The organism is Stenotrophomonas sp. STEN009 (genome assembly GCF_056760395.1).
In genome coordinates this window covers 51,464-76,269 of record NZ_JBRRES010000005.1, presented here as the reverse complement: position 1 = coordinate 76,269, position 24,806 = coordinate 51,464, and the positions used below count along the sequence as shown (strand labels likewise).

General features: G+C 67.1%; 22 protein-coding genes and 1 pseudogene. 15 read left to right on the top strand and 8 right to left on the bottom strand.

The features are described 5' to 3' along the window. The first annotated feature begins 32 nt into the window (after positions 1-32). Positions 33-2,339: a tetratricopeptide repeat protein gene (locus ACVOMM_RS03740; RefSeq protein WP_180875441.1), complete on the top strand. Its 2,307-nt coding sequence runs from the start codon at positions 33-35 to the stop codon at positions 2,337-2,339. An 81-nt stretch (positions 2,340-2,420) separates the two neighbouring features. Here ACVOMM_RS03740 and ACVOMM_RS03735 read toward each other — a convergent pair. Further along, positions 2,421-3,212, bottom strand: a pseudogene (locus ACVOMM_RS03735) (cytochrome C assembly family protein); the annotation flags it as partial. Between the two features lie 122 nt (positions 3,213-3,334). On the opposite strand from ACVOMM_RS03735, the gene ffh reads away from it, so the two are divergent. The 10 genes from ffh to ACVOMM_RS03685 all read left to right on the top strand — a co-directional run bounded on the left by ffh (position 3,335) and on the right by ACVOMM_RS03685 (position 10,330). Further along, positions 3,335-4,711: a signal recognition particle protein gene (gene ffh, locus ACVOMM_RS03730; RefSeq protein ID WP_053518973.1), complete on the top strand. Its 1,377-nt coding sequence runs from the start codon at positions 3,335-3,337 to the stop codon at positions 4,709-4,711. A 90-nt stretch (positions 4,712-4,801) separates the two neighbouring features. Then, a complete protein-coding gene (locus tag ACVOMM_RS03725) occupies positions 4,802-5,878 on the top strand; it encodes a nitronate monooxygenase (RefSeq protein WP_180875442.1) in 1,077 nt (358 codons plus the stop codon). Further along, positions 5,875-6,657: an aminotransferase class IV family protein gene (locus ACVOMM_RS03720; protein ID WP_481525902.1), complete on the top strand. Its 783-nt coding sequence runs from the start codon at positions 5,875-5,877 to the stop codon at positions 6,655-6,657. The genes ACVOMM_RS03725 and ACVOMM_RS03720 overlap by 4 nt, the downstream gene beginning before the upstream one ends. Before the next feature lie 115 nt (positions 6,658-6,772). Further along, positions 6,773-7,033: a 30S ribosomal protein S16 gene (rpsP, locus tag ACVOMM_RS03715; protein ID WP_005415733.1), complete on the top strand. Its 261-nt coding sequence runs from the start codon at positions 6,773-6,775 to the stop codon at positions 7,031-7,033. 44 nt (positions 7,034-7,077) lie between these two features. Beyond that, positions 7,078-7,590, top strand: a complete 513-nt coding sequence (gene rimM, locus ACVOMM_RS03710) for a ribosome maturation factor RimM (RefSeq protein ID WP_053518968.1) — start codon at positions 7,078-7,080, stop codon at positions 7,588-7,590. Between the two features lie 2 nt (positions 7,591-7,592). Beyond that, positions 7,593-8,351, top strand: a complete 759-nt coding sequence (trmD, locus tag ACVOMM_RS03705) for a tRNA (guanosine(37)-N1)-methyltransferase TrmD (protein ID WP_053518966.1) — start codon at positions 7,593-7,595, stop codon at positions 8,349-8,351. Positions 8,352-8,505: 154 nt separating this feature from the next. Then, the gene (gene rplS / locus ACVOMM_RS03700) at positions 8,506-8,907 is read left to right on the top strand and encodes a 50S ribosomal protein L19 (RefSeq protein WP_053518963.1); all 402 of its coding nucleotides are present in this window, start codon (positions 8,506-8,508) and stop codon (positions 8,905-8,907) included. Between the two features lie 82 nt (positions 8,908-8,989). Continuing rightward, a complete protein-coding gene (locus tag ACVOMM_RS03695; protein WP_065174641.1) occupies positions 8,990-9,370 on the top strand; it encodes a DUF6404 family protein in 381 nt (126 codons plus the stop codon). A 79-nt stretch (positions 9,371-9,449) separates the two neighbouring features. Then, positions 9,450-9,884, top strand: coding sequence for a DUF1801 domain-containing protein (locus ACVOMM_RS03690; RefSeq protein ID WP_053518995.1), 435 nt, complete (start codon positions 9,450-9,452; stop codon positions 9,882-9,884). Between the two features lie 38 nt (positions 9,885-9,922). Then, complete coding sequence (locus ACVOMM_RS03685; protein WP_053518959.1) at positions 9,923-10,330, top strand: DUF1801 domain-containing protein; 408 nt, start codon at positions 9,923-9,925, stop codon at positions 10,328-10,330. Positions 10,331-10,349: 19 nt separating this feature from the next. Here the strand turns inward: ACVOMM_RS03685 and ACVOMM_RS03680 are convergent, their stop codons facing one another. Continuing rightward, on the bottom strand, positions 10,350-11,807 hold the full coding sequence (locus ACVOMM_RS03680; RefSeq protein ID WP_065174644.1) for an MATE family efflux transporter: 1,458 nt from the start codon (positions 11,805-11,807) through the stop codon (positions 10,350-10,352). Between the two features lie 62 nt (positions 11,808-11,869). Here ACVOMM_RS03680 and ACVOMM_RS03675 point away from each other — a divergent pair, with 62 nt between their 5' ends. Both ACVOMM_RS03675 and ACVOMM_RS03670 read left to right on the top strand, forming a co-directional pair. Continuing rightward, on the top strand, positions 11,870-12,106 hold the full coding sequence (locus ACVOMM_RS03675; protein WP_053518955.1) for a hypothetical protein: 237 nt from the start codon (positions 11,870-11,872) through the stop codon (positions 12,104-12,106). A 9-nt stretch (positions 12,107-12,115) separates the two neighbouring features. Next, complete coding sequence (locus tag ACVOMM_RS03670) at positions 12,116-12,523, top strand: RNA-binding S4 domain-containing protein (protein WP_053518953.1); 408 nt, start codon at positions 12,116-12,118, stop codon at positions 12,521-12,523. Between the two features lie 107 nt (positions 12,524-12,630). Here the strand turns inward: ACVOMM_RS03670 and katG are convergent, their stop codons facing one another. The 3 genes from katG to mutS form a co-directional block, all read right to left on the bottom strand. Further along, complete coding sequence (katG, locus tag ACVOMM_RS03665; RefSeq protein WP_481525901.1) at positions 12,631-14,871, bottom strand: catalase/peroxidase HPI; 2,241 nt, start codon at positions 14,869-14,871, stop codon at positions 12,631-12,633. A 147-nt stretch (positions 14,872-15,018) separates the two neighbouring features. Further along, positions 15,019-15,627, bottom strand: a complete 609-nt coding sequence (locus ACVOMM_RS03660) for a DUF937 domain-containing protein (RefSeq protein WP_481525900.1) — start codon at positions 15,625-15,627, stop codon at positions 15,019-15,021. Between the two features lie 137 nt (positions 15,628-15,764). Next, a complete protein-coding gene (gene mutS / locus ACVOMM_RS03655; protein ID WP_065181133.1) occupies positions 15,765-18,320 on the bottom strand; it encodes a DNA mismatch repair protein MutS in 2,556 nt (851 codons plus the stop codon). A gap of 294 nt (positions 18,321-18,614) precedes the next feature. Between mutS and ACVOMM_RS03650 the strand changes: the two genes are divergently transcribed. Together ACVOMM_RS03650 and ACVOMM_RS03645 are read left to right on the top strand one after the other, a co-directional pair. Then, positions 18,615-19,190, top strand: a complete 576-nt coding sequence (locus tag ACVOMM_RS03650; protein WP_283219449.1) for a DUF6624 domain-containing protein — start codon at positions 18,615-18,617, stop codon at positions 19,188-19,190. A gap of 152 nt (positions 19,191-19,342) precedes the next feature. Beyond that, the gene (locus ACVOMM_RS03645; RefSeq protein WP_481525899.1) at positions 19,343-22,207 is read left to right on the top strand and encodes a M16 family metallopeptidase; all 2,865 of its coding nucleotides are present in this window, start codon (positions 19,343-19,345) and stop codon (positions 22,205-22,207) included. An 18-nt stretch (positions 22,208-22,225) separates the two neighbouring features. Here ACVOMM_RS03645 and ACVOMM_RS03640 read toward each other — a convergent pair whose 3' ends face one another. The 3 genes from ACVOMM_RS03640 to ACVOMM_RS03630 form a co-directional block, all read right to left on the bottom strand. Next, the gene (locus ACVOMM_RS03640; RefSeq protein WP_146256219.1) at positions 22,226-22,507 is read right to left on the bottom strand and encodes a hypothetical protein; all 282 of its coding nucleotides are present in this window, start codon (positions 22,505-22,507) and stop codon (positions 22,226-22,228) included. Next, positions 22,497-23,153, bottom strand: a complete 657-nt coding sequence (locus ACVOMM_RS03635; RefSeq protein ID WP_414487795.1) for a chemotaxis protein CheW — start codon at positions 23,151-23,153, stop codon at positions 22,497-22,499. Before ACVOMM_RS03635 ends, ACVOMM_RS03640 begins: the two co-directional genes overlap by 11 nt. Before the next feature lie 229 nt (positions 23,154-23,382). Continuing rightward, positions 23,383-24,768, bottom strand: coding sequence for an EAL domain-containing protein (locus ACVOMM_RS03630; RefSeq protein WP_414487794.1), 1,386 nt, complete (start codon positions 24,766-24,768; stop codon positions 23,383-23,385). Between the last annotated feature and the right edge of the window lie 38 nt (positions 24,769-24,806).

Genomic DNA, 24,806 nt, shown 5'->3' with positions numbered 1-24,806 from the left:
GCCTTCGCTAGACAGGAGCACGTAATCCCCTCATGGACATCTGGAACTGGGTAGAAAAACTGCAGGGCGACCTGCGCCAGGCCGGGCAGGCGCAGAACGCGCACCTGCTGAACCGCCTTGCAGACGACGTCAGCGAGCTGCAGGTCGACCGCGTCGATGCGCTGTTGCCCGAGGCGCGTGCGCTGGGCAAGGCGCTGGACAATCCCTGGGTCGATGTCTACGTCGGCCACTGGGCGCTGCGCAACCGCGTGGGCAACCGCGTCGAAGGTGAAAGTGCACTGGGCGAGGCGGTCGCGCTGTTCGAGCGTGCGCATCGCGAGGACACCCTGGAGTGCCCGCAGTCGATCTGCGTGACCCAGGATCTGGCCGCCTGCTACGGCAACATCGACGGCCCCGGCTGGGTGCCCGAACGGGTCGAGGTCTGCGACGAGACCCTGGCACGCATCGATCCGAGCTGGGCCTGCTTCCAGTGCCTGAGCTGCGAGAAGGCGGACGCGCTGCTGGACGACGATCGGGGCCAGGAGGCGCTGGATTACCTGCAGGCACAGGCCGACGCGATCGAGGCCTGCGGCAAGGAGGTGTTCGACAGCTTCCCGGAGATGCAGATCAAGATCCTTCTGGGCCTGGGCCGCGCTGAGGAAGCGCTGGCGCTGATCGAAAAGCGGGAGGCCGAGGTGGTCGCTTCGGGCGAGTATGAGCCGGCCAACTGCACCGTGCCGCGCCGCCTGTCCAAGGCCTGGGCGCTGGCACAGCTGGGCCGCGACGAAGAAGCGCTGCAGCAGATGGTGCCGTGGAGCGAGCTGACGCCGAACTACTGGCGACTGTGGGCGAACACCGCCGCCGCGTTGTGCCGGCGCGATCCGGCGCGCAACACCTGGGACCTGGGTACGCGCTTCAACACCATCATCGAACATTTCGCCCGCGTCGGTTCGCACCGGCTGTTGATCGAGGTGGCTGCACTCAGCCTGGAGCTGGCGCTGCAGCGGGGCGCGCGCTGGGTGGCGCAGCGGCAGCTGGGCCTGGCCCGTGCCCACCTTCCGCAGCTGCGCCAGGACCGCGGCGCGTCCGCGCTGGTGGCCGCCCTGGCTGCACGCGTGGCAAGCCTGCCGGAGGTCGCGCCGTTGCCGGTGCCGGCCACGGAGCTGCTGGCGTGGCTGGAAGCGCGCGGGGAGCAGAACCACTCGCGCGATCCCGAGCAGGAGGCGCAATGGTTGCTGCAGGCCCACGCACAGTGTCCCGATGATGAGCCGTTGGCCGACACGGCGGCTTCGGCGCTCAATGCCTGCGGCGCGCAGGCCGAAGCACGCGCACTGCTGTGGGACTTCGTGGCGGCGCATCCGCAGCACGATGGTGCCGCGGCCTACACGCTGATGCGGTGGCTGGCCGAACAGGGCGATGACGCCGGCCTGCGCCGGTTGGCGGATGTCTTCCGCGACAGCGTGCCGGTGTTCGCCCACTGGTGCGAGGTGCAGCGCGCGCGCCGGGTGTCCGACTGGCCGGCGTTGGAGCAGGCGGCAACGGCACTGCTGGAGCTGTCGCCGGGATCGCATGGCGCGCGTGGCACGCTGGCCCGCATGTACATGGAGACCGGACGCTTCAGCGATGCCCAGGCCTGCTACGCGCAGCTGATCGAACTGCTGGAGGAGCCCAATGCCGCGCATTGGGACCACATGAGTGCCGCCAGCGCCGCGCATGACTGGGACGCCGTGCGGCGGTCGGCGGCGGCGATCGGCATGGAACTGTCCAGCACCGAGGGTGTGGTCGAAGAGCCGTGGGGCTGGGTGATCATCCGCAGCGAGGAAGAGGGCGAGCCGATGGAGTACTACGCCCGGCGCAGTGGCCCGGTGACCGCCCGCATCGTCGAGAACGCGCCGGCCAACCGCGCCCAGCAGGTGGGTGACTGGGTGGTGTTCGACGCAGCGCTGGTGCATCCGGCACCGGAAGACGAGGAGGCACGCGAGCACTTCATCCCGACCTACGCACAGGTGCATGTGCTGGAGCGGGGCGGCTTCGCCCGCAGCTGGCTGATCGACGGCGCCCATCCGGGTGAGGACGCCTGGAATGCCCTGGTCGAGGCGGTTGAGGCGCAGGGCTGGAAAATCTGGGCCCACAGCCGCCCCGACTACACCGTGACCGACCCGGAGGCCGAGGATGGCACGCTGCCGGGGCTGCTGTTCACCATCGCCCAGCCTCAGGATCACGCACCGCTCGCGCTGCACCGGTTCCTGCAGCAGGCCACCGCCGGCTGGGCACATCCGCTGTGCTGGCTGCGCCTGGCCGAAGCCTGCGACCAGGATCGCCAGCCGCATCTGGACGTGATCGAGCGGTACGGCCTGTAGGCACGCCTCGCTCGCCGCGCATGGCCCGGCGCTACTGCTCTGCGCCGCCGGGCCCTGCCCCGCGGGCCGGTGATACGGTGAACGGGGGTGGGCGAACAACCCCACGATAGCGAACTGGCTGCCGAAGAAGGCCAGCAGCAGCAACAGCATGGCCGTCAATGTCCAGTGCACCGCCTTCACCCCGCGCCAGCCGTAGCGGCGGCGGCCGATCAGCAGCACGCCGAAAACGATCCACGACAGCACGCTCAGTACGGTCTTGTGCACCAGCTTCTGTGCAAGCAGGTCATCGACGAACAGGACGCCGGTGACCAGGGTCAGCGTGAGCAGGGCGAAGCCCACCGCGATGACCCGGAACAGCAGCGCTTCCAGATCGGCCAGCGGGGGCAGGGCGCGCAGCCAGGGCCGGAATTCGCGGCGGCGCAGCGCGCGTTCCTGCAGCCACAGCATGATCGCCAGCAATGCCGCGATGCTCAGCGTGGCGTAGGCCAGCAGGGCCAGCCAGGCATGGCTGGCCAACCGCCAGCCCAGCACCTTGCTCGGCTCGTGGCCATAGCCGTGATAGGCCAGCAGCAACAGTGCCGCGAGCGGAAACACCACCACGCCCAGCGCGGACATGCGGCCGCGTGCACCCACCAGCGACGTCAGCCAGGCCATGCCCAGGCCGACCAGCGACAGCGCCGCGAAGAAATGCATGTCCGGCCCGCCGTTCGTGCGCATCGCCACCATCACGTGATAGCCGCCATGCAGCACGATGGCTGGCAGCGCCGGCCACAGCCAGGCGGGCGAACCTACGGCACCATCGCGGCCGAGCGCGCGCACCAGCAGGACGCTGGCGGCCAGGTAGAGCAGGACGGCGATGAGAACGATTGTCATCGTGGCAGTTTCGCATACCCCCGGGGTGCTGGCGACGGCCGCCGTGTCGCAGCCCGGGAGCAGGGGCGGACCGGCTATACTGTGTGCCTTATTGTCCCCCGTTTTCAGACAGGTCGCACCGCATGTTCGAGTCCCTGACCCAGCGCCTTTCCGGCACCATCGAGCGCCTGCGCGGCCGTGGCCGCCTGACCGAGGAGAACATCCGCGAGGCCACCCGCGAGGTCCGCATCGCGCTGCTCGAGGCCGATGTCGCGCTGCCGGTGGTACAGGCGCTGATCGAGCGCATCAAGGTGCGCGCCGTTGGCCAGGAAGTGTTGAAGTCGCTGACCCCCGGCCAGGCGCTGATCAAGGTCGTCCGCGACGAGCTGACCGCGGTGATGGGCGCTGAAGCCAGCGACCTGAACCTCAACGTGCCGGCGCCGGCCATCATCCTGATGGCGGGCCTGCAGGGCGCCGGCAAGACCACGACCGTGGGCAAGCTGGCCAAGCACCTGAAGGAAAAGCGCAAGAAGAAGGTGATGGTGGTCTCGGCCGACGTCTACCGTCCGGCGGCGATCGAGCAGCTGAAGACCCTGGCCGAACAGGTCGGCGTGCTGTTCTTCCCGTCCAGCGCCGACCAGAAGCCGGAAGCCATCGTCCGCGCCGCCATCGACGATGCGCGCAAGTCGTTCGTCGACGTGCTGCTGGTCGATACCGCCGGCCGCCTGGCCATCGACGAAGCGATGATGGCCGAGATCAAGGCCCTGCACGCAGCGGTCAACCCGGCCGAGACTCTGTTCGTGGTCGATGCCATGACCGGCCAGGACGCGGCCAACACCGCCAAGGCCTTCGGGGATGCGCTGCCGCTGACCGGCGTGGTGCTGACCAAGACCGACGGTGACGCCCGTGGCGGTGCCGCCCTGAGTGTGCGCTACATCACCGGCAAGCCGATCAAGTTCGTCGGTGTCAGCGAAAAGCCGGACGGCCTGGATGTGTTCCATCCGGACCGCATCGCCAGCCGCATCCTGGACATGGGCGATGTGCTGTCGCTGGTCGAGCAGGTAGAGCAGCAGGTCGACAAGGACAAGGCGGCCAAGCTGGCCGAGAAGGTCGCCAAGGGCAAGAAGTTCGACCTGAACGACATGCGCGACCAGCTGGAGCAGATGCAGAACATGGGCGGCATCGGCGGCCTGATGGACAAGCTGCCGGGCCTGGGCAACATCCCGGACCACCTCAAGCAGCAGGTCAGCCAGGGCAAGGAAGTGCCACGCATGATCGCCATCATCAGTTCGATGACCAAGAAGGAACGGCGCAATCCGAACCTGCTCAACGGCTCGCGCCGCGCGCGCATCGCCAAGGGCTCGGGCGTGACTCCGGCCGACGTCAACAAGCTCATGAAGCAGTACATGCAGATGGAAAAGATGATGAGCAAGATGGCCGGCGGCGGCATGAAGGGCATGATGCGCAGCATGAAAGGCATGATGGGCGCCATGGGTGGCCGCGGCATGCCGTTCCGTTGATCAACATCGGGGGCGGAACCTGTTCGGATCCGACCCCGCCTGCAACGACTGGCGTATGCTGGGCGGCGACCTCTCCCGCAGGTATGTCGCGTGAACGCATCGCCGATTCTTGAACGCGCCGACGCCTTCTGTCGGCGTTTTTCATTGCAGCTTCCGATCCTCCTCGCCCCCATGGCCGGTGCCTGTCCGGTGCCGTTGTCGGCGGCGCTGGCCAATGCCGGCAGCATGGGCGCAATGGGCGCGGTGCTCTCCTCGGCCGCCGATATCGGGCGGTGGATGGATGAGTTCCGGGCCATCTCCACCGGCCCGGCGCAGGTGAACCTGTGGTTGCCGGACCCGGCGCCGACGCGCGACGTGGTCGCCGAATCCGCCAGCCGTGCCTTCCTCGCGCAGTGGGGACCGGAGGTGCCGGCCAGTGCGGCCGATGCCACGCCAGCCGATTTCGAGGACCAGTTCGCTGCGTTGCTGGCCGCGCGCCCGGCGGTGGCCTCGACCATCATGGGCGTGCTTTCCCCCGCGCATGTGCAGCGGTTGAAGGACGCCGGCATTGCCTGGATCGCCTGTGCCACCACGCTGGCCGAAGCGCGGGCTGCACAGGACGCCGGGGCCGATGCGGTGGTGGCACAGGGGGCTGAAGCCGGTGGCCATCGCGGGGCCTTCGATCCGGCGCTGGCCGAACGCCAGTTGGTCGGCCTGTTCGCACTGCTGCCGCGGCTTGCGGACCATCTTCAAATTCCGGTGATCGCGGCCGGTGGCATCGCCGACGGGCGTGGCATCGCCGCGGCATTGACGCTGGGTGCCAGCGCGGTGCAGATCGGCACCGCGTTCCTGCGCACACCGGAGGCAGCACTGGCGCCGGCCTGGGCCGACGCGCTGGCGATCACGGAACCGGAGGATACCTGGCCGACGCGTGCGTTCAGTGGCCGACTGGGCCGCGGCCTGGCAACGCCCTATGTACGCGCCGCTGCGGCGGCCGGTGCGCCGGCTCCGCGCCCGTACCCGGTACAGCGTGGACTGACCGGGCCGATGCGCGCGCAGGCCACACGCGAGAACCGGCTGGCGGCGATGCAGGCCTGGGCCGGGCAGTCGGCGTGGATGGCACCGGCGCGGCCGGCCGCTGACGTGCTGCGCGGCATGTGGGAACAGGCGCAGGCGCTGCTGCGATGATGCTGACCTGCAACGGCCAGCCGGCGCAGGTGGAGGATCTGCTGCCGGCGCTGGTGAATTACGGTCACTTCACCTCGCTGCAGGTGCGTGGCGGAGCAGTGCAGGGATTGGACCTGCATCTGGCTCGACTGTCGCAGGCCACACGAGACCTGTTCGGCAGCGAGCTGGACACGGCGCAGGTGCGGGGCTGGATGGCGCAGGCGCTGAAGAGGGCCGGTCTTGCCGACGCCTCGCTGCGGGTGACGGTGTTCTCGCGTCACTTCGACTTCCGCGATCCACTGGCCCGCGTGGCGGTCGATGTGCTGGTGGCGGTATCCGCGCCGGTATCGCTGTCCACGCCGCGCCGCGTGCGCAGCGTCACCTGGCAGCGGGAGCTGCCGCAGATCAAGCACGTCGGCACGTTCGGCCTGTTCGCGCAGCGGCGCGCGGCGATGGCCGACGGGTTTGACGACGCGCTTTTCGTGGACACGCAGGGGCACGTCAGCGAGGGCACGACCTGGAACGTGGCCGTGCATGATGGGCACCAGCTGATCTGGCCACGCGCCGCCGCGCTGCGGGGTACCGCAGAGGCCCTGCTGCGTGCGCATTGGAACGGACCGCAGGTGTGCCGGCCCTTGCCGGCAGGCGCGTTGCAAGGCGTGCAGGCTGCGTTTGCCTGCAACGCCAGCGGACTCTGGGCGCTGCAGAGCATTGATGGGCGGGCCCTGGGTGGCTCGCTGGCGTTGGCTGAACAGGGCAGGGCGGTACTGGCCGGTGTGCCCTGGCAGCCGCTTTCCTGAACGGATGCATGGCCCGGCGCTACCGTGACGCGTGGGGTTGGCTCGGCCACGCTCTGCCGCTATAATCGCCCGCTTACCTCGCCATCCTGGCGACTGGGCAATAGGAAAACACACCATGGTCAAGATTCGACTGACCCGCGGCGGCGCCAAGAAGCGTCCGTTCTACCACATCATCGTCACCGACGTGCGCAGCGCGCGCGACGGCCGCAACATCGAGCGCGTTGGCTTCTACAACCCGGTCGCCCAGGGCGCCGAGAAGCGCATCGAGCTGGATCTGGCCCGCGTTGACCATTGGGTCAAGAACGGCGCCCAGCCGACCGACAAGGTCCGCAACCTGATCAAGGAAGCGACCAAGTCCCAGGCCGCTGCGGCCTGATCCTGACGGGCCACGCTCCGGCGTGGCCCTCCTGGTTGAAGCAGATGAAAGATATCGAGCGCCGCATCCTGCTGGGCAGGATTGTCGGCGCTTTTGGTGTGCGCGGCGAGATCAAGCTCGAGTCCTGGACCGAGCCACGTTCCGCCATTTTCCGTTACCAGCCATGGATCGTGCGCAGTCCGTCCGGCGTGGAAACCACGATTGAAGGTGTGCGGGGTCGCGACAGCGGCAAGCACCTGGTCGCGCGTTTCCCCGGCGTCGAGGACCGTGACGCGGTCGAAGCCATGCGTGGCACCGAGATCTACGTGCCGCGCAGCGCGCTGCCGCCGCCGAATCCGGATGAATATTACTGGGTCGACCTGGAAGGCCTGGACGTGAAGACGACCGAGGGCGTTGCCCTGGGCCAGGTCTCGCACCTGTTCAGCACCGGTGCCAACGACGTGGTGGTGGTCCGTGGCGACCGCGAGCGGATGATCCCGTTCGTGCTGCCGGACTTCGTCGTTTCGGTGGACTTCGAGGCGAACCTGGTCGTGGTCGACTGGGATCCCGAGTTCTGAGCATGCGTTTCGACGTCATCACCCTGTTCCCCGAGTTCCTCGCCCAGTCTGCTGGACTGGGCGTGGTCGGACGCGCGCAGGAGAAAGGGTTGTTCAGCCTTCACGGCTGGAATCCCCGTGATTACGCCGAAGGCAACTACCGCCGGGTGGACGACCGTCCCTTCGGCGGTGGCCCGGGCATGGTGATGCTGATCGAACCGCTGCAGGCCTGCCTGCAGGCGATCCGCAATGCCGATCCGACCCCGGCCAGGGTGATCTACCTCAGCCCGCAGGGGGCGCCGTTGACCCAGGCCAAGGTCCGTGAACTGGCGGCGCTGCCGCGCATGGTCCTGCTCTGTGGGCGCTACGAAGGCATCGACGAGCGCTTCCTGGAAGCCAATGTCGACGAGGAGATTTCCCTCGGCGACTACGTGCTGTCCGGCGGCGAGCTGGGCGCAGCGGTCATCATCGACGCCGTGGCCCGCCTGCAGGAGGGGGCCCTGAACGACGCTGAATCGGCGGCACAGGACAGCTTCGAGGGCGACCTCGGCCTGCTCGACTGCCCGCATTACAGCCAGCCGGCCCAGCACCCGCTGGGGGACGTGCCGGAGGTGCTGCGCTCGGGCAACCACGCGGCCATCGCCGCCTGGCGCCGCCAGCAGTCCCTGGTCCGTACCGCCCAGCGGCGCCCGGACCTGCTGGATGAACAGGCGCTGGGCAAGACCGACCGCAAACTGCTGGAGCAGGGCCGTCAGGCCCGGAAACAAAAGGCCAGCCCCTAGCGCAGGGCTGGCGTTATCGGCTATCATGGCCAATTCCCGCCGGCCCCGGCTGGCGTGCGCAGTACCCAAAACAAACGTGCAGCACAGTCCGGTGACTGCATGAGCCTATGTTGTCGAATCGACACGCCCACCCGAACAAGAATCGGTGTAACCCATGAGCAAGCTGAACAAGTCCATCGTCGCGGAATTCGAATCCGCCCAGATCACCCGCGAACTGCCGAAGTTCAGCCAGGGCGACACCGTTGTCGTCAACGTGAAGGTGAAGGAAGGCAACCGTGAGCGCGTGCAGGCCTACGAAGGCGTTGTGATCGGCACCAAGAATGCCGGCCTGAACTCCTCGTTCACCGTCCGCAAGATCTCGCACGGCTACGGCGTCGAGCGCGTCTTCCAGACCCACAGCGCCATCATCGACTCGGTCGAAGTGAAGCGCCGCGGCAAGGTCCGCGCCGGCAAGCTGTACTACCTGCGTGGCCTGGAAGGCAAGGCTGCCCGCATCAAGGAAGACCTGGCTGCCGCTGCGCAGGCCAAGGCTGCCCGTCTGGCCGAAAAGGCCTGATAGACAACTCCGGTTGTTGCCGCGACGGCCGCCTTCGGGCGGCCGTTTGCGTTTGTGCTCCTGCATCCGCTAGGTTCGTGCGATGAACAAGAACGACCTGCGCTATCCCGACCGCATCCGCGCGGCGCTTCGTCTGCTGGACGACAAGGGGCTGCCGCGCGCGCAGTCCGCACCGTTGCTGCATCGGATGCTGTGGCGGATGGGCGTCGCTGTGCCGCCGCCGATCCTGGCCGGTTTCCGCATCAACGCGCTGGTGCAGGGGCTGCTGTTCGGCCTGTTCTGGTGCGCCCTGATGTGGCTGCTGCTGTGGCAGGGCGGTGAGCGTCCACTCGGCCTGCTGCTGGGTGCCGGATTGCTGGCGGGCGGCCTGTTCGGTGTGGTGATGGCGCTCCTGATGCGCTCGCTTCAACGCCAACGACAGCTGCCCGAATGGCGCCAGTTCCTGGCCTCGCTGGCGGACTGAAGCGATGGCGCAGTGCGCCGTGACCGCAGGCTGCCGATGGCGCTAGTCTGCGGCTTCATTCCCATGCATGCGCCGTGCGATGCCTTCCAAGCGAGCCGCACCTTCCACTGCACCCAGGCTCCTGTCCGGGGGAAATCCGCAGATCGCCAAGGGCGAGGGTGATGCGCCGGTGCAGGCGTACATCGCCGCCATGCCGGACTGGAAGCAGCCCATCGGCGCACGCCTCGACGCACTGATCGGCCAAGCCGTGCCCGGCGTGCACAAGGCGGTGAAGTGGAACTCGCCGATGTACGCGGTGGCCGCCGATGCCGGCTGGTTCCTCAGCTTCCATTGCTTCGCCCGTTACATCAAGGTTGCGTTCTTCCGCGGCGCGGCCCTGCAACCGATGCCACCGGAGCCGTCCAGAAGCGCCGATACCCGCTACCTGCACATCACGCAGGAGGGCATGCTGGATGAAGCGCAGTTCCTCGAGTGGGTCCGCCAGGCCGCTGCATTGCCCGGCGAACGCATGTAAGCCCGCCATTCCGGACGTTCCGCCGACGAGAGCACACGATGACCACGCATGCACCGAACCCCGACGACGCCGGAACACCCGCGGCCGCACTGATCGATGCGCGCATCGCGGAACTGGGTGACTGGCGCGGTGAAACGCTGGCACGCGTTCGGGCGCTGATCCATGAAGCGCTGCCGGAGGTGCAGGAAACCTGGAAGTGGCGGGGCACACCGGTATGGGAGCATCACGGCATCCTGTGCACCGGTGAGACCTACAAGCAGGCAGTGAAGCTGACCTTCGCCCAGGGGGCGGCCTTGCCGGACCCGAAGCGCCTGTTCAACGCCAGCCTGGAAGGCAACACGCGGCGCGCGATCGACATCCATGAAGGTACCATGCCCGATGCCACGGCGTTCAAGACCCTGATGCGCGCGGCGGCCAAGCACAACGCCGCGAAGAACAAGCGGTAGCACCGGGCCATGCCCGGCGCTACCGGGTCACGGCATCCGGGTCCGCCACCGGTGACGGCGGGCAGGCGGGAATCTCCGACGGTGTGGCAATCGCCTCGGCCTTCGCGGGTGTGCTGATCATCTTCGCCTTGCGCCATCCCCCCCAGCGGTAGTACGCCAGCGACAGCAGCATCGACACCAGAGAACTGACCGGGAAACTCCACCAGATTGCATCTGCGCCCCAATAGGGCTGCAGCAGTTCGGCGAACGGAACGCGCACGCCCCACAGTGACGCGGCCAGGATCAGCAGCGGTGGAATCACCGCACCCGTCGAGCGCACCACGCCGGAAATCACGAAGCTCACGCCGAAGAACAGGAACGAGCCAATCACCACATGGTTGAGGTGGCGCGCGATCTGCAGCGACTCGCTGCCCTGCGGCAGGAACAGGGCCAGCGAGTACTGGTCCAGCAGCACCAGCGGCAGGATCAACGCACCGGTCAGCAGGAAATTGAACAGCACGCCCTTGCGTGCGGTGCCGCGGACGCGATCCCACTGCTGGGCACCCACGTTCTGTGCGGCCATCGTGGAACAGGCCGCGCCGATCGCCATCGCCGGCATCTGCACGTAGTTCCACAATTGCAACGAGGCGCCATAGGCCGCTGCAGTTTCGGTGCCGTACTGGTTGACCATGGTCATCAGCAGGATCACCGACAGCGAGATCAGCACCATCTGCAGGCCCATCGGCACGCCTTTGACCACCAGTGCCTTGAGGATGGTCAGGTCCAGCTTGAACAGGCGCATGTCGGCGCGACCCAGCCACAGCGTGTGGCGCTTGTGCCGCATGTACAGCAGCAGGCCGCCCAGCGAGAGGGTCTGCGACACCAGCGTGGCCCAGGCCGAACCGGCGATGCCCAGCTCCGGGAACGGCCCCATGCCGAAGATCAGTACCGGATTCAATGCGATGTCCAGCACCACCGACAGCAGCAGGAAGCGGAACGGCGTACGCGAGTCACCGGCACCGCGCAGCGCGGCGCTGAGGAAGGCAAAGGCATACAACGTCGGCATTGCCAGGAAGATGATGCGCAGATAGGCCTCGGCCAGTGGCAGCGAGGCCGCCGGCGTGCCCATCGCCGCCAGCAGCGGATGGGCCATGAACCAGCCGGCGATGGCGATGATCGCCGACAGGCCGATGAAGAACGTGGCACTGGTGCCGACCACGCGCCGTGCCTGGGCGATATCCCGTGCACCGATGGCCTGGCCGATCAGGATGGTGGAGGCCATGCCGAAGCCGAACACCGAACCGATCAGGAAGAACATGATGTTGTTGGCGTTCGCGGTGGCGGTCAGTGCCGCTTCGCCGAGGAAGCGCCCGACCCATACCGCGTTCACCGAACCGTTCAGCGACTGCGCGATGTTGCCCGCCAGGATCGGCAGCGAGAACAGCAGGAGATTGCGGCCGATCGGGCCGGCGGTCAGGTCAAGCGGCGCTTTGGCCATGGGGTGGTGATCGAATCCCGGGAGGCGCACACTAGCACCAAGCCGGTTCGCGGGATGTGGCAATGCATCAACGACAGCAGGTGAGGTCGATGACGTTGGCCTTGATTGGCGGCCTGTTGGCCGCATGTTCGTCGGGAGACCGGCTGGGCGATACCCAGGTGCGGCCGACCGACCGCCCCGAATGTCTGGTCGGCAGCCAGCGCCAGGATCTCGCTGCCGGAGCACCGACCCTGATCGGGGGCAGCGGCTGCCGCACCGACCCCGACAATCCGCGTCCCCTGAACAAGCGAACGGAGTAGTACCTGCCGATGCCTGAGCTTTCCCCGCTGTCGCCCAGTGTCCGTCTGGACATCTGGTTGTGGGCGGCCCGTTTCTTCAAGACCCGCAGCCTGGCCAAGCAGGCCATCGAAACCGGCAAGGTCAGCGTGGCCGGTCAGCGGCCGAAGTCCTCGCGCGCGGTGCGCGTGGGTGAGCACCTGCAGGTCGATCGCGGCGAGGAGCATTTCGAGATCCAGGTGATGGGCCTGAGCGACCAGCGCGGGCCTGCCCCGGTCGCGCACCAGCTGTATGCCGAGAGCGAGGCCTCGAAGGCACGGCGCGCCGAGCAGCGCGCACTGCGCATCGCCGCGCGCGACGGCTTCCAGCCACCGGAGCACAAGCCGGACAAGCGCGCGCGGCGTCTGATCCGCGCGCTGGGCGACATCGACGCGCTGTAACGCGAACGCCCCCAAGGCAGCGCCGGGCCATGCCGGCGAGCCCTTCAGTGGTAGCGCCGGGCCATGCCCGGTGGGCCTTCCGACAGCAGCGCCGGGCCTGCCGGTGATCAGCCGTGCAGGTCGTAGCGGTCCAGCTCCATCACCCGGGTCCACGCCGCGACGAAGTCCTGCACGAACTTCTTCTCGCCGTCTGCACTGCCATAGACCTCTGCCAGCGCACGCAGCACCGCGTTGGATCCAAACACCAGATCAGCACGGGTGGCGGTCCAGCGTGCGGCGCCGTCGTTGCGGCTGCGGCCTTCGTAGGTTTCACGACCGGTGGCCTTCCACTGCGTGCCCATGTCCAGCAGGTTGACGAAGAAGTCGTTGCTGAGTGTCCCGGGCCGATCGGTGAAGACGCCGTGCGCGCTGCCATCGGCATTGGCACCCAGTACGCGCAGGCCACCGACCAGCACGGTCAGCTCCGGGGCGGTCAGCGTCAGCAGTTGCGCCCGGTCGATCAGCAGCGCTTCGCCCGGAACGCTGTAGGCGCCCTTGAGGTAGTTGCGGAACCCATCGGCAGCCGGTTCCAGCACCGCGAACGATTCCACGTCGGTCTGCTCCTGGCTGGCGTCGGTACGGCCCGGAGTGAACGGTACGCTGATGTCGTACCCACCGGCCTTGGCGGCCTGTTCAATGCCCACGCCACCGGCCAGCACGATCAGGTCGGCCAGCGACACCTGCCTTTCACTGCCGGCATTGAACCCGCTCTGCACCTTTTCCAGCGCGGCCAGCACCTTGGCCAGACGGGCGGGCTGGTTTACCGGCCAGTCCTTCTGCGGTGCCAGGCGGATGCGCGCACCATTGGCGCCGCCCCGCTTGTCCGAGCCACGGAAGGTGGAGGCCGATGCCCAGGCCGTGGAGACCAGTTCAGGGACGCTCAGGCCGCTTGCGGCGATCGCCTGCTTCAGCGTGGCCACGTCCCTGGCATCAATGAGCGGGTGCTTTGCGGCCGGCAGCGGATCCTGCCAGATGAACTCTTCGGCCGGCACTTCCGGCCCCAGATAGCGCGCGCGCGGCCCCATGTCGCGATGGGTCAGCTTGAACCAGGCGCGCGCGAACGCATCGGCAAACGCCTGCGGATCGGCCAGGAAGCGGCGCGAGATCTTTTCGTAGGCGGGATCCATGCGCAGCGACAGATCGGTGGTCAGCATGGTCGGGCGGTGCTTCTTCGAGGCGTCGTGCGCATCGGGAATGACCGCCTCGGCATCCTTGGCCACCCATTGATGCGCGCCGGCCGGACTCTTGGTCAGTTCCCATTCGTACTTGAACAGGTTCTCGAAGAAGTCATGGCTCCACTGCGCTGGAGTACGGGTCCAGGTGACTTCCAGGCCACTGGTGATGGTGTCGCCGCCCTTGCCGCTGCCGAAGCTGTTGGCCCAGCCCAGGCCCTGGCTCTCCAGATCGGCCGCTTCAGGCTCCTTGCCGACGTTGTCTGCCGGGCCGGCGCCATGGGTCTTGCCGAAGCTGTGCCCGCCGGCGATCAGCGCCACCGTTTCTTCATCGTCCATCGCCATGCGGCCGAACGTGTCACGGATGTCATGTGCAGCCAGTACCGGGTCAGGATTGCCGTCGGGGCCCTCGGGATTCACATAGATCAGGCCCATCTGCACTGCGGCCAGCGGGTTCTCCAGCTTGCGCGAATGCACGTCGCCATCGGCATCGTCATCGGACACCAGCACGCCGTGGGATTCCACCACGCCTTCGGAGCCGTGCTTGTAGCGCACGTCACCGCCCAGCCATGTGGTTTCGCGGCCCCAGTACACATCCTGATCCGGTTCCCAGGTATCGGGACGGCCACCGGCGAAGCCCAGTGTCTTGAAGCCCATCGACTCCAGCGCGACATTGCCGGTCAGGATCAGCAGGTCGGCCCAGGAGATGGCCTGGCCGTACTTCTGCTTGATCGGCCACAGCAGGCGTCGCGCCTTGTCCAGGCTGACGTTGTCCGGCCAGCTGTTGAGCGGAGCGAAGCGCTGCTGGCCGCGGCCGCCGCCACCGCGGCCATCACCGATGCGATAGGTGCCGGCGCTGTGCCACGCCATGCGGATGAACAGGCCGCCGTAGTGACCGAAATCGGCCGGCCACCAGTCCTGCGAGTCCGTCATCAGTGCTTTCAGGTCTGCCTTCAGCGCGGCATAGTCCAGGCTCTTGAACGCCGATGCGTAATCAAAGCCGGCATCGAGCGGGTTGGAGCGCGCGGAATGCTGGTTGAGCAGGTCCACGCGCAGCTGGTTCGGCCACCAGTCGCGGTTGGTCGTCGCGTCACCGACGACGGCATGGTTGAAGGGGCACTTCGCTTCGCTTTTCATGGGTCTCTACCTGTGGACTGGCGAAAGGTGGAATCGGGGGAGGCCCGACCCACATTAGGTGGCGCCTGTGGATCGGTAAATTCGATTGATTCAACCAATGCGATAGTGGCTGTCTATTAGGTCCGGGGCTTGTACGGGTGTGTGCGATCAGCGCTTGAGCAACCCCGAGCCGAGCTTCAGGAGGTCGCTGGCCCCGAACTGGCCGTCGCCGTCCTGATCGAGCACACCGCCCAGCATGCTGCCGATGCCGCCGGACTGCTGCGCCTCCTGGCCGAGGGCGCTGCTGAGTTCGCTGGCGTTGCCCTGCTGGGCGAAGCGCTGGGCCAGGAAGGACATGACGATGGGCGCAAGGATCGCCAGCAGCTTGCCGGAGGTGCCGCTGTCCAGACCGGTCTTCTGGCCAAGCACCTGCGCGGCCTGCGGCTGCTGGCCACCGAAGATGTGGCCGAGGATGCCGGCCCCATCGGTGGCGCCGCTGCCACCGCCCCCCATCACTGCGCCGAGGGTGCTGCCGAGGTCGAAGCCGCCACCCCCACCACTGCCCAGATGGTCACGCTGCAGCGCATTGAGCAGGGACTGCGCGCCCTGCGGCTCGCTGGCGTTCTGGCCCATTGCGCCCAGCAGCAGCGGCAAGGCGCTGCCCACCGCCTGGGTGGTCTGGCTGCTGTCCAGGCCGAGCTGCTGGGAAACCTGCTGCAGGCCTTGCCCCTGCTGCAGCTGCTGGAAGAGGGATGCGGCGAGGGATTCGGTGTTCATGGCGGTCTCCGTTCTGTGAAGGAAGGACCGCCCGAGCATAACGCCGCCTGCACGACGGAAATGCGAAGGCTGCCGGGCGCAGGCTCGCTCTGACCGGGGGCGGGAGGGGGGCCGGCGTTGCGCCGGTCCCATGCCGGTTACAGCAGTGACTTCAGCCGATACAGCGCTTCCAGCGCCTGTTTGGGCGTCAGTTCGTCCGGATCGATGGCGGCCAGCGCCTCCTGCGCCTTGCTGGACGGGGCATTGAACAGGCCGAACTGCTGCGGGGCATCCAGCGCCTGAGGGGCCAGCTCCGCCGCGTGGCTCTCGCTGCCCCGTTGTTCCAGTTCGGCCAGGCGCCGCCGCGCCTGTGCCACGGTCGATCGAGGCAGGCCGGCCAGCGCGGCCACCTGCAGTCCGAAGCTGCGGTTGGCCGGGCCGTCTTTCACAGCGTGCATGAACACCAGCGCTTCGCCATGCTCGACCGCATCCAGGTGCACGTTGGCGATACCGCTGCGGCCGCCCTCGTGCTGCTCGTCGGCCAGCGCGGTCAGCTCGAAGTAGTGGGTGGCGAACAGCGTGTAGCAGCGGTTCTCGTAGGCGAGGTGGCGGGCCACCGCGTCGGCCAGGGCAAGGCCGTCATAGGTGGAGGTGCCGCGGCCGATCTCATCCATCAGCACCAGCGAATGTGGGCTGGCGTGATGCAGGATGTAGCTGGTCTCGGCCATTTCGACCATGAAGGTCGACTGCCCGCGGGCGAGATCGTCGCCGGCGCCGATGCGGGTCAGGATGCGGTCGATCGGGCCGATCACGGCGCGGCTGGCCGGTACGAAGGAGCCGATGTGGGCCAGAAGCACGATCAGTGCATTCTGCCGCATGTAGGTGGATTTACCGCCCATGTTCGGGCCGGTGATGACCAGCATCCGGCGGTCCGGGTGCAGGTCCAGATCGTTCGGCTCGAAGGGCTGCTCGCGCACGGCTTCCACGACAGGGTGACGGCCGCGCTCGATCTTCAGGCAGGGTGCCGTTTCCAGTTCCGGGCGCGACCAGTCCAGTGCCTGCGCGCGCTCGGCGAATGCGGCCAGCACATCCAGTTCGCTCAACGCGGCGGCACACTGCTTCAGCGGCTCCAGCTGTGCACCCAGCGTGTCCAGCAGCTGCTCATACAGGAACTTCTCGCGCGACAGCGAGCGGTCGCGCGCGGACAGTACCTTGTCCTCGAACGCCTTCAGTTCTTCGGTGATGTAGCGCTCGGCGTTGGTGAGGGTCTGGCGGCGCGTGTAGTGCACCGGTGCGCGGTCGGCCTGGCCCTTGCTGATCTCGATGTAATAGCCGTGCACACGGTTATAGCCGACCTTCAGTGTGGCAATGCCGCTGCTTTCGCGCTCGCGCCGCTCAAGGTCGACCAGGAACTGGTCGGCGTTCGTGGAGAGGCGTCGCAGCTCATCCAGCTCCTCGTCGAAGCCATCGGCCAGCACGCCGCCATCGCTGAGCTTCAGCGGCGGCATTTCAGCGATGGCACGCGCGAGCAGCTGCGCGCAGTCGTCATGCTCGCCCAGCGCGGCGTACAGCGCCTGCAGGCGTGGCGAGTCCAGCGGCGCCAGCACGTCGCGCACCGCAGGCAACAGGCCCAGGCCATCGCGCAGTGTCGAGAAATCGCGGGGGCGTGCCGAGCGCAGGGCGACGCGGGTGAGGATGCGCTCGAGGTCACCCAGGCGACGGAACTGTTCGCGGATGTCGCCATCGCTGCCGCGATCGATCAGCGTCGCTACCGCATGGTGGCGCTGTACCAGCACCTCGCGCAGGCGCAACGGGCGATGCAGCCAGCGACGCAGCAGGCGGCCGCCCATCGGCGTGACGGTGCTGTCGAGCACGCCCAGCAGGGTGTTGCGGGTATCGCCGTCGACCCGCGTATCCAGCTCCAGGTGGCGGCGGGTCGCAGCGTTCATGGCGATCGCCTCGCCGGCGGTTTCCATCGCGATCGAGGTCAGGTGCGGCAGGCGCTGCTTCTGGGTTTCTTCGACATAGCCGAGCAGGGCGCCTGCGGCGGCCGTGGCGCGTGGCTTGTCGTCGATGCCGAAGCCGCTCAGGTCATGCAGCTTGAAGAAGGCCAGCAGCTGCCGACGACCGCTGTCCGCATCGAACAGCCATGGCGCGCGGCGACGCACACCGCTGCGCTGGCGCAGGAAGTCCGGCCAGTTCTCCTCGTCCGGCACCAGCAGCTCGGCCGGCTCCAGGCGCGCCAGCTCGGCTTCCAGCGCGTCGTCGGTGTCGACTTCGTTGACCAGGAAGCGGCCACCGGCGAGGTCGGCCCAGGCCAGGCCGTAGCCCTGCCGGGTGCGCGACAGGGCCATCAGCAGGGTGTCGCGGCGTTCGTCGAGCAGTGCTTCGTCGGTGACCGTACCGGGGGTGACGATGCGGACCACCTTGCGCTCGACCAGCCCCTTGGCCAGGGCCGGGTCGCCGATCTGCTCGCAGATCGCCACGGATTCGCCCAGCGCCACCAGCCGTGCCAGGTAGCCTTCGTAGGCATGCACGGGCACACCGGCCATCGGAATCGGGGCGCCGCCGGAACTGCCGCGCTGGGTCAGGGTGATGTCGAGCAGGCGTGCAGCCTTGCGTGCATCGTCGTAGAACAGCTCGTAGAAGTCGCCCATGCGGAAGAACAGCAGCAGATCCGGGTACTCGGACTTCGCTGCGAAGAACTGCTTCATGAGGGGCGTGTGCTCTGCACTGGCCTTCGATGCAGACGGTTTCGCTTTTGAATCAGTGGTTTGCAAGAGAGCTTCCTACCGGTTGTAGCGGTCGATCCGGGGCCACGCCGGCGGCAGTGACTCAAACAGGATCACATTGATGGCGCGACAGGCACACAGCGGATCGACCATGGATACGGTTGTTGCGACGCAGGCAGATGCCCGGCGCCGCCGACGCATCAAGTTTAAGCTGACCTACCGGCAAATCTGCCAACTGGGCATCATCGGCTGACACATCACGCAGGAGGTGGAGCTGTGACGCGGCGATTCGGTCCATTGTGGGTGATTGCGATCCTCTTCGCGCCGCTGGGAGCCAGCGGTGGGACGCCTGCTGACCCGGAGCTGCGCGGCGAGCTCCTGCGGATGAAGGATGCCGATCAGGCGGTCCGGGACCTTCCGCTGACCACGGAGGGCGAGGAGAGGGTGCTCAGTGCCGTCGATGCGGTGCATACCGCTCGGCTGAAGGCGATCGTTGCGGCCCATGGCTGGCCGACCGTGGCGCAGGTGGGCCAGGACGGGGCGGACGCGGCCTGGCTGCTGGCCCAGCATGCCGACAAGGATCCGGCGTTCCAGCGCTCTGTTGCGGAAGCCATGGAGCCCTTGGTAGCGACGGGGCAGGTCAAAGCGTCCAATTACGCCTACCTCTGGGACCGCACCCACGACCCCCAGCGCTATGGAACGCAGGGGCGTTGTGCAGACCCGGGGCGTTGGGAGCCACGTGCGGTTGAAGCACCTGAGACGCTTGACGAGCGTCGCGCTCGAATGGGCCTGGCGCCCATGGCGGAGTATCAAGCGATGGTCTCCAGGCATTGCGGGCAGTTTGGGCGTTAAGATCGGATCAGCAGTTGGGGCACTGCGCGCGGCGAGGCAGGGGTGAGGCCTGCTTTTCTGGAATGGACCTTGGCAGCCCCAGACAACTCCGGTGGGCCAACGTGGTGTTGCAGGGCTTGCGGGTGGGCAACGACTGGGCGGGGGATGGACGCATGAGCGCTTTCGTAGGTGGTGCGAAGAGGCTGCTTTGGACGGTGCTGGCAGTGGGCACTTTCACGGTGCCAGTGGCTGCGCGCGACATGGAAGCGGGGTCGCACGCTCCGGCTGCAGCCCCGCACGCGATGGACATCCCCTTCGAGCGCTTCACGCTCCCCAATGGGCTGCGTGTCATCGTGCACACCGACCGGAAGGCCCCCATCGTGGCTGTCCACGTGTGGTATCAGGTCGGATCCGGCGATGAGCCTGCCGGTCGCACGGGTTTTGCGCACCTCTTCGAGCATTTGATGTTCCGCGGCACCGAGCATTACCGCGACGCCTACTACGGCCCGCTGCAACGCGTGGGCGCCACCGACGTCAATGCCACGGTTACGCCTGAGCGCACCAACTACATGCAGGTGGTTCCATCGACGGCGCTGGACCTGGCGCTCTGGATGGAGTCCGATCGCATGGGTCATCTGCTGGGTGCCATCGATCAGAAAGCGCTGGATACCGAACGGGGCATTGTCGAGAACGAGAAGCTGCAGCGGCGTGGCGTGCCTTACGGACTCGTATGGGAGCAGCTTTCCCGTTCAAGCTACCCGCCGGGGCACCCGTACCATCATTCGACCTTCGGATCCGCACGCGATCTGCAGGCGGCCACACTTGCCGACGTCCAGGATTGGTTCCGGACCTGGTACGGCCCAAACAACGCGGTGCTGGTGCTGTCAGGCGATGTCGGCGTTGAAGAGGCCAGGAAGAAGGTCGAGTCCTGTTTCGGGCATATCCCAGCGGCGCCCGACGTAACAAGGGATCCCGTGGACGTCGCCAAGCGGGCTTCCACCACCCGGGAAACGTTGTCCGATCAGGTCCCTCAAGCGCGCGTTCACCGCACATGGAACATCGCAGCTCGTGGGACGCCGGACTTTGATCAACTGCGGGTGTTGGCTCACATTCTGGGAGGAGGCAATGCCTCCCGGCTGGGCAAGCGCCTGGTGCACTCCGATCAACTTGCCACTGACGTCACGGCAGAGGCAGGGGGGCAGCTCGGATCGCGCTTCATGATCGTCGCCAACGTGCGCGACGGTGTCGACCCGTCGGCCGTGGAAACCGCCATCGAGGTGGAGCTTCAGCGTCTGCTGAAGGAAGGCCCCACCCTCGATGAGGTGCAACGTGCGCGGACCGCGATGCGGGCCGAGTTCGTGAAGAGCATCGAGCGTAACGGTGGGATGGACGGCAAGGCAGAAGTGCTCGCCGCCTGTGAGGTATTTGAAGGCGATGCAGGCTGTTATCGGCGGTCCGCTGACGTGGTGGCAGCAGCCGCGCCCGACCAGCTGGTTCGCGTCGCTCGCCGTTGGCTGGGGCAGGGGGATCACATCCTAACGGTCATTCCAGGTGCCCGCGCTGCGTTCGCTGAGGAGGCCGAGCCGGCTGACGCGGTATCCCACGCGCAAAGCCCAGGCAAAAGCCATCGCGCTGCAGCACCGGGCGTGGATCGCAGCGCAGGGCCGCCGTTTCCTGAAAGCTATCCGGAGTTGAGATTCCCTGCGATCGAGCGGGCGGCGCTGTCGAACGGCACCCACGTGATACTGGCTCGACGGGAGGACGTCCCGCTTGTTCGCATGTCGTATCAGTTCCCGGTGGATCCCGCGGCAACTGCGGGTCTGGCAGACATGGCGTTCAGCATGCTGGCGGAGGGGGCAGGGGATTACGATGCCCTGGCGTTCGCGGCGCGCGCTGAATCGCTGGGGGCGGAGCTGGGTTCCAGTGTCGACGTGGGCAGCGGCGCGGTGACCCTGGTCGGTCTCAGAGACACGCTTGACGATTCGGTTGCGCTGTACGCGGACATGTTGCGCCGACCGCGTTTTGAGCCGGCAGCAATGGAGCGCATGCGTGTGGGCAGGCAGGGCGCCCTTCGAGAGGACGCGGCCAACCCGCAGCGCTTGGCCACGAGCCTTCTCCCTGCATTGCTGTTCGGGCTGGATCACCCTTACGCGCAAGCCTTCGGACGCGGCACCGTGGCCTCCGTGGAGGCTTTGCGCCGCGATGACCTCGTGGAGTTCCACCGCGCCTGGATCCGACCGGAGCGGGGCACGCTTGTCGTGGTCGGGGATACGACGCTCCAGGAGCTGATCCCGGTCCTTGAGAGGCATCTGGGTGAGTGGCGCGGGTCGGGTGGAATCCCTGAGGTGCGCATCGACGACCACCTGCCGGCGCAGACGAGGCCACGGGTGTATCTGGTAGACAGCCCTGGCGCTCTGCAGGCCACCCTGGTGGCCGGGCAACTGGTCGCGCCGAGTTCAGACCCCCGGACGTTGGCCTTCGAGGTCGCCAATTCCGTCCTGGGGGGATCGCCAAGCGCGCGCCTCAACATGAATCTGCGAGAGGCCAAGGGCTGGTCCTACGGCGTGATCTCCAGTGCCGCCAATGCCCCGATAGCGCGACCCTGGCGCGTGGTGGCGCCGGTGCAGTCCGACCGCGTGGCGGAGGCCATGGCGGAGATTCAGCGTGAGATTGCGGAGTACGCGTCCGGACCGGCGCCTGCCAGACAGGACGAGGTTGCACGCTTCCGGGACAGCCAGGTGCGGCGTCTGGCGGGCAGTTTCGAGACGCGGGAGGCCGTCGCCTCGGAGATCGCAGACATCGTGCGGTTCGACCGGGCAGACGATTGGACCACACAGCGCAGCAGCGCTCTCCGACAACTCGATCTCAACGAGGTCCGGGCCGCTGCTGCCGCGCTGGATGCCGACAGGTTGACGTGGGTCGTGGTGGGTGACCTGTCCCGTGTCGAGGCACCCGTGCGCGCCATGGGCTTCGGGGAGGCAACAGTGGTTAACTCACAAGGACGTCGTATCGGCGGGCGGCCCGACGAGACGCGCTGAGTCGCACACTCCCTCGGTTCAGGCCGATGGTGGAGGGGAGCGAATGCCGGCCAGCGGATCCCGCAGGATGCCGAGCCAAGGCTCGACGATCTGCTCGAATGCAAAAACGTGTTCCCGGTGTAGGTCCATGCCGCTGAGGTAGTGGCGGATGCTGCGTTCGAATTCATCGGCCGCGTCCAGATTGCCTGCGTTTGTGCGGAGCAGAAGAACGGTGGCCGCTTCCAGTGCCGCCACACGGACATGCATCCGGTTCATGGCCCCCTGGAGGCGCAGCAAGGCATCCCGCGTCTCAGTGTTCATCGGACCTCCCGGGGAAGATCGCTGCATCGGTCCGCGAACCTGCGAGCCGCCGCTGGAGAGTGAGAGCGACGCTCGGATCAATGAGGGCAACCTCCTGGTTGGATGCCAGGCAGACCCGGTGGCTGCAGAGCGGCAATCCCTGCCCATCGTTGCTGATGGGGTGGACGTGGCCGAGCGGGACACTCTCGATGGTGAGCACCTCGTCAAGCGCCAGGGCGACAAGCTGGACGCCAGCCTGCACCAGCAGCATCGCCGGGCAGCGGGCACCGCAGCGGGTGCCGCCCGTGACAAGGCCAAGATCCACGACGGGCACCGTCTGCCCGCGTACGGACACGCTGGACAGGCCGTCCGTACCCCGGGTCAGAGCCTCCGGACCACGTATTTCCACCGCCGATTCAACATCGATCCCGAACAGCGCCGCACCGGCACGAACAACCACCAGTTCCAGGAACGGCTGCGGTGACGCGTGGTGCGCGGGAGCGGCGGCAAGCGCGAGGGCACTGTGGTCGATGGCATCCGCGCGGGGCAACCGCTTGACGAACTCCTCGAAGCGCATGCGGCTGACCGCCTGCCGGTTGTGGCAGCAGGGGCAGACCAGGATCCCTGCGCCGCGCAGATCGGTCAGGCCTGCGCCCGCCTTCAGCATCGAGGTGTGGTTGCATGCACGGCATGTTGCTTGCACTGCGTGCAGGCGTGTCAGCGCTCCTTCAGTGGTCAGGTCTCCCTGAACAAGGCGAAGCAGAAAGGAACCTGTGTTGGCCACTGGCAGACTTCTCGGATGGATCAGGAGCAGGCAACTGCCCCGGGATTCTCGGCGGCTTCCATGAAGGGATCAAACGCACGCCGCGCAGTCCATCCGCGGGTGCAGGCCTGGCTCATTCGAGCAGGTGGGGTGCAACAGTGAGTCTATCGGTCAGTTCGGTCGCACTGATGGGCCTGCACAATGCAAAGCCCTGGATCTGGTCGCATCCGAGCTCCCGCAGCGTGGTGACCTGGTCGGCGGTTTCAGCCCCCTCAGCGACGGCGGTGTAGCCCAGATCATGGGCCAGGCCGATGATGGCACGGACTTTCAGGCGGGCCCGCGTGTCGGTCGAGATTCCATCAATCAGCGATTTGTCCAGCTTCAGCGTGTGGATCGGCAGTTCGGTCAGGTATGCGAAGTTGCTGTAGCCGCTGCCGAAGTCGTCCAATGCCAGGCGGATTCCCGCCGATGCCATCCGCCTGAGCTGCTCGCCGGGCACGGAGTTCACCCTCAACCATTCTCCTTCGGTGATCTCGATCTCGAGGTCGCTGCAGCGCAGCCCCTCGGCATGGATCCTGGCGACCAGCGCATCGGCCATGCCGGCACGGGCCACATTCCGTGCAGACAGATTGATCGACAGGCCCAGCGTGATGCCGTCGCGTCTCCAGCATGACAGCTGCTCCAGCGCTCGGTCGACGACCCACTCCGTGACCTTCTCCATCAGTGCGTTACGTTCGAATACCGGGATGAATTCGGCAGGGCTGACCGGGCCAAGCCGAGGATGATCCCAGCGGATCAGCGCCTCCGCTGACACCGCACTGAGATCAGACCCGCGGAAACGAGGCTGGTAGAGCAGATGGAATTCGTCGTGGCGCAGGCCGTCGCGGGCGCCAGCAAGCAGGTGATACTCGCGCCGCAGACTTTCATCGCGCGGGGCGGAGTACCAGCAGTAGGTGACCTGGCTGGACACTGCCCAGTGAAGTCCCACGAACATCCCGCGGATGATGTCGTCGGCGCTGTCCTTGCCGGTTTCGGCCTGGCAGAGGCCGACGTGGACGAGAGGCCGGAGGGGCTGCGCTGCACCCTCCCTGGGCTGCGTCAGGCGCAGGTGCAGCGCTTCCACCAGGCGCTCGACGGCGTCACGGGTGGGCAGCTCCACGATGAAGGCGAAACGGCTTCCGCCCATATGGTGGACGTCCGCCTGGCCGTCCAGGGCGGCCTCGATGCGTGCTGCGTCCTGTCTGACCCGCGTCTCCAGCGAGGCCATGCCGAAGGCCTGACAGGGCTCGGCATTCGGCAGGTCAAGGACATCGACGAGGACGGCGACGGGCGATCGGCCAGGCAACCGGGGTGATCGTGTGGTGTAGTCGATCGTGAAGGTATGTCTGTCCAGTAGCCCGCTGGAGGTCCCGTGGCGGCTGGACAACGCATGCGGCCGCAGGGGGCGTGTCACCGCCCCGATGAGGGACGGCAACGTGCGCCGATCAGTCAAGGAGAGTTTGCTGGGCAGGCTTTCCATCGAAGGACCCCGGGCATCGAGGGCGGCGCGGAGTGGCG

Bases quoted from the DNA above. Each gene is read 5' to 3' on its own strand.
- katG (WP_481525901.1), bottom strand. From the start codon at position 14,871: ATGAAAAGCGAAGCGAAGTGCCCCTTCAACCATGCCGTCGTCGGTGAC.
- ACVOMM_RS03740 (WP_180875441.1), top strand. From the start codon at position 33: ATGGACATCTGGAACTGGGTAGAAAAACTGCAGGGCGACCTGCGCCAG.
- ACVOMM_RS03680 (WP_065174644.1), bottom strand. From the start codon at position 11,807: ATGGCCAAAGCGCCGCTTGACCTGACCGCCGGCCCGATCGGCCGCAAT.
- ACVOMM_RS03675 (WP_053518955.1), top strand. From the start codon at position 11,870: ATGCATCAACGACAGCAGGTGAGGTCGATGACGTTGGCCTTGATTGGC.
- rplS (WP_053518963.1), top strand. From the start codon at position 8,506: ATGAGCAAGCTGAACAAGTCCATCGTCGCGGAATTCGAATCCGCCCAG.
- ACVOMM_RS03690 (WP_053518995.1), top strand. From the start codon at position 9,450: ATGCCTTCCAAGCGAGCCGCACCTTCCACTGCACCCAGGCTCCTGTCC.
- ACVOMM_RS03645 (WP_481525899.1), top strand. From the start codon at position 19,343: ATGAGCGCTTTCGTAGGTGGTGCGAAGAGGCTGCTTTGGACGGTGCTG.
- ACVOMM_RS03695 (WP_065174641.1), top strand. From the start codon at position 8,990: ATGAACAAGAACGACCTGCGCTATCCCGACCGCATCCGCGCGGCGCTT.
- ACVOMM_RS03635 (WP_414487795.1), bottom strand. From the start codon at position 23,153: ATGCTGAAGGCGGGCGCAGGCCTGACCGATCTGCGCGGCGCAGGGATC.
- ACVOMM_RS03670 (WP_053518953.1), top strand. From the start codon at position 12,116: ATGCCTGAGCTTTCCCCGCTGTCGCCCAGTGTCCGTCTGGACATCTGG.
- ACVOMM_RS03630 (WP_414487794.1), bottom strand. From the start codon at position 24,768: ATGGAAAGCCTGCCCAGCAAACTCTCCTTGACTGATCGGCGCACGTTG.
- ACVOMM_RS03640 (WP_146256219.1), bottom strand. From the start codon at position 22,507: ATGAACACTGAGACGCGGGATGCCTTGCTGCGCCTCCAGGGGGCCATG.
- ACVOMM_RS03720 (WP_481525902.1), top strand. From the start codon at position 5,875: ATGATGCTGACCTGCAACGGCCAGCCGGCGCAGGTGGAGGATCTGCTG.
- ffh (WP_053518973.1), top strand. From the start codon at position 3,335: ATGTTCGAGTCCCTGACCCAGCGCCTTTCCGGCACCATCGAGCGCCTG.
- mutS (WP_065181133.1), bottom strand. From the start codon at position 18,320: ATGAAGCAGTTCTTCGCAGCGAAGTCCGAGTACCCGGATCTGCTGCTG.
- ACVOMM_RS03685 (WP_053518959.1), top strand. From the start codon at position 9,923: ATGACCACGCATGCACCGAACCCCGACGACGCCGGAACACCCGCGGCC.
- ACVOMM_RS03660 (WP_481525900.1), bottom strand. From the start codon at position 15,627: ATGAACACCGAATCCCTCGCCGCATCCCTCTTCCAGCAGCTGCAGCAG.
- rpsP (WP_005415733.1), top strand. From the start codon at position 6,773: ATGGTCAAGATTCGACTGACCCGCGGCGGCGCCAAGAAGCGTCCGTTC.
- rimM (WP_053518968.1), top strand. From the start codon at position 7,078: ATGAAAGATATCGAGCGCCGCATCCTGCTGGGCAGGATTGTCGGCGCT.
- trmD (WP_053518966.1), top strand. From the start codon at position 7,593: ATGCGTTTCGACGTCATCACCCTGTTCCCCGAGTTCCTCGCCCAGTCT.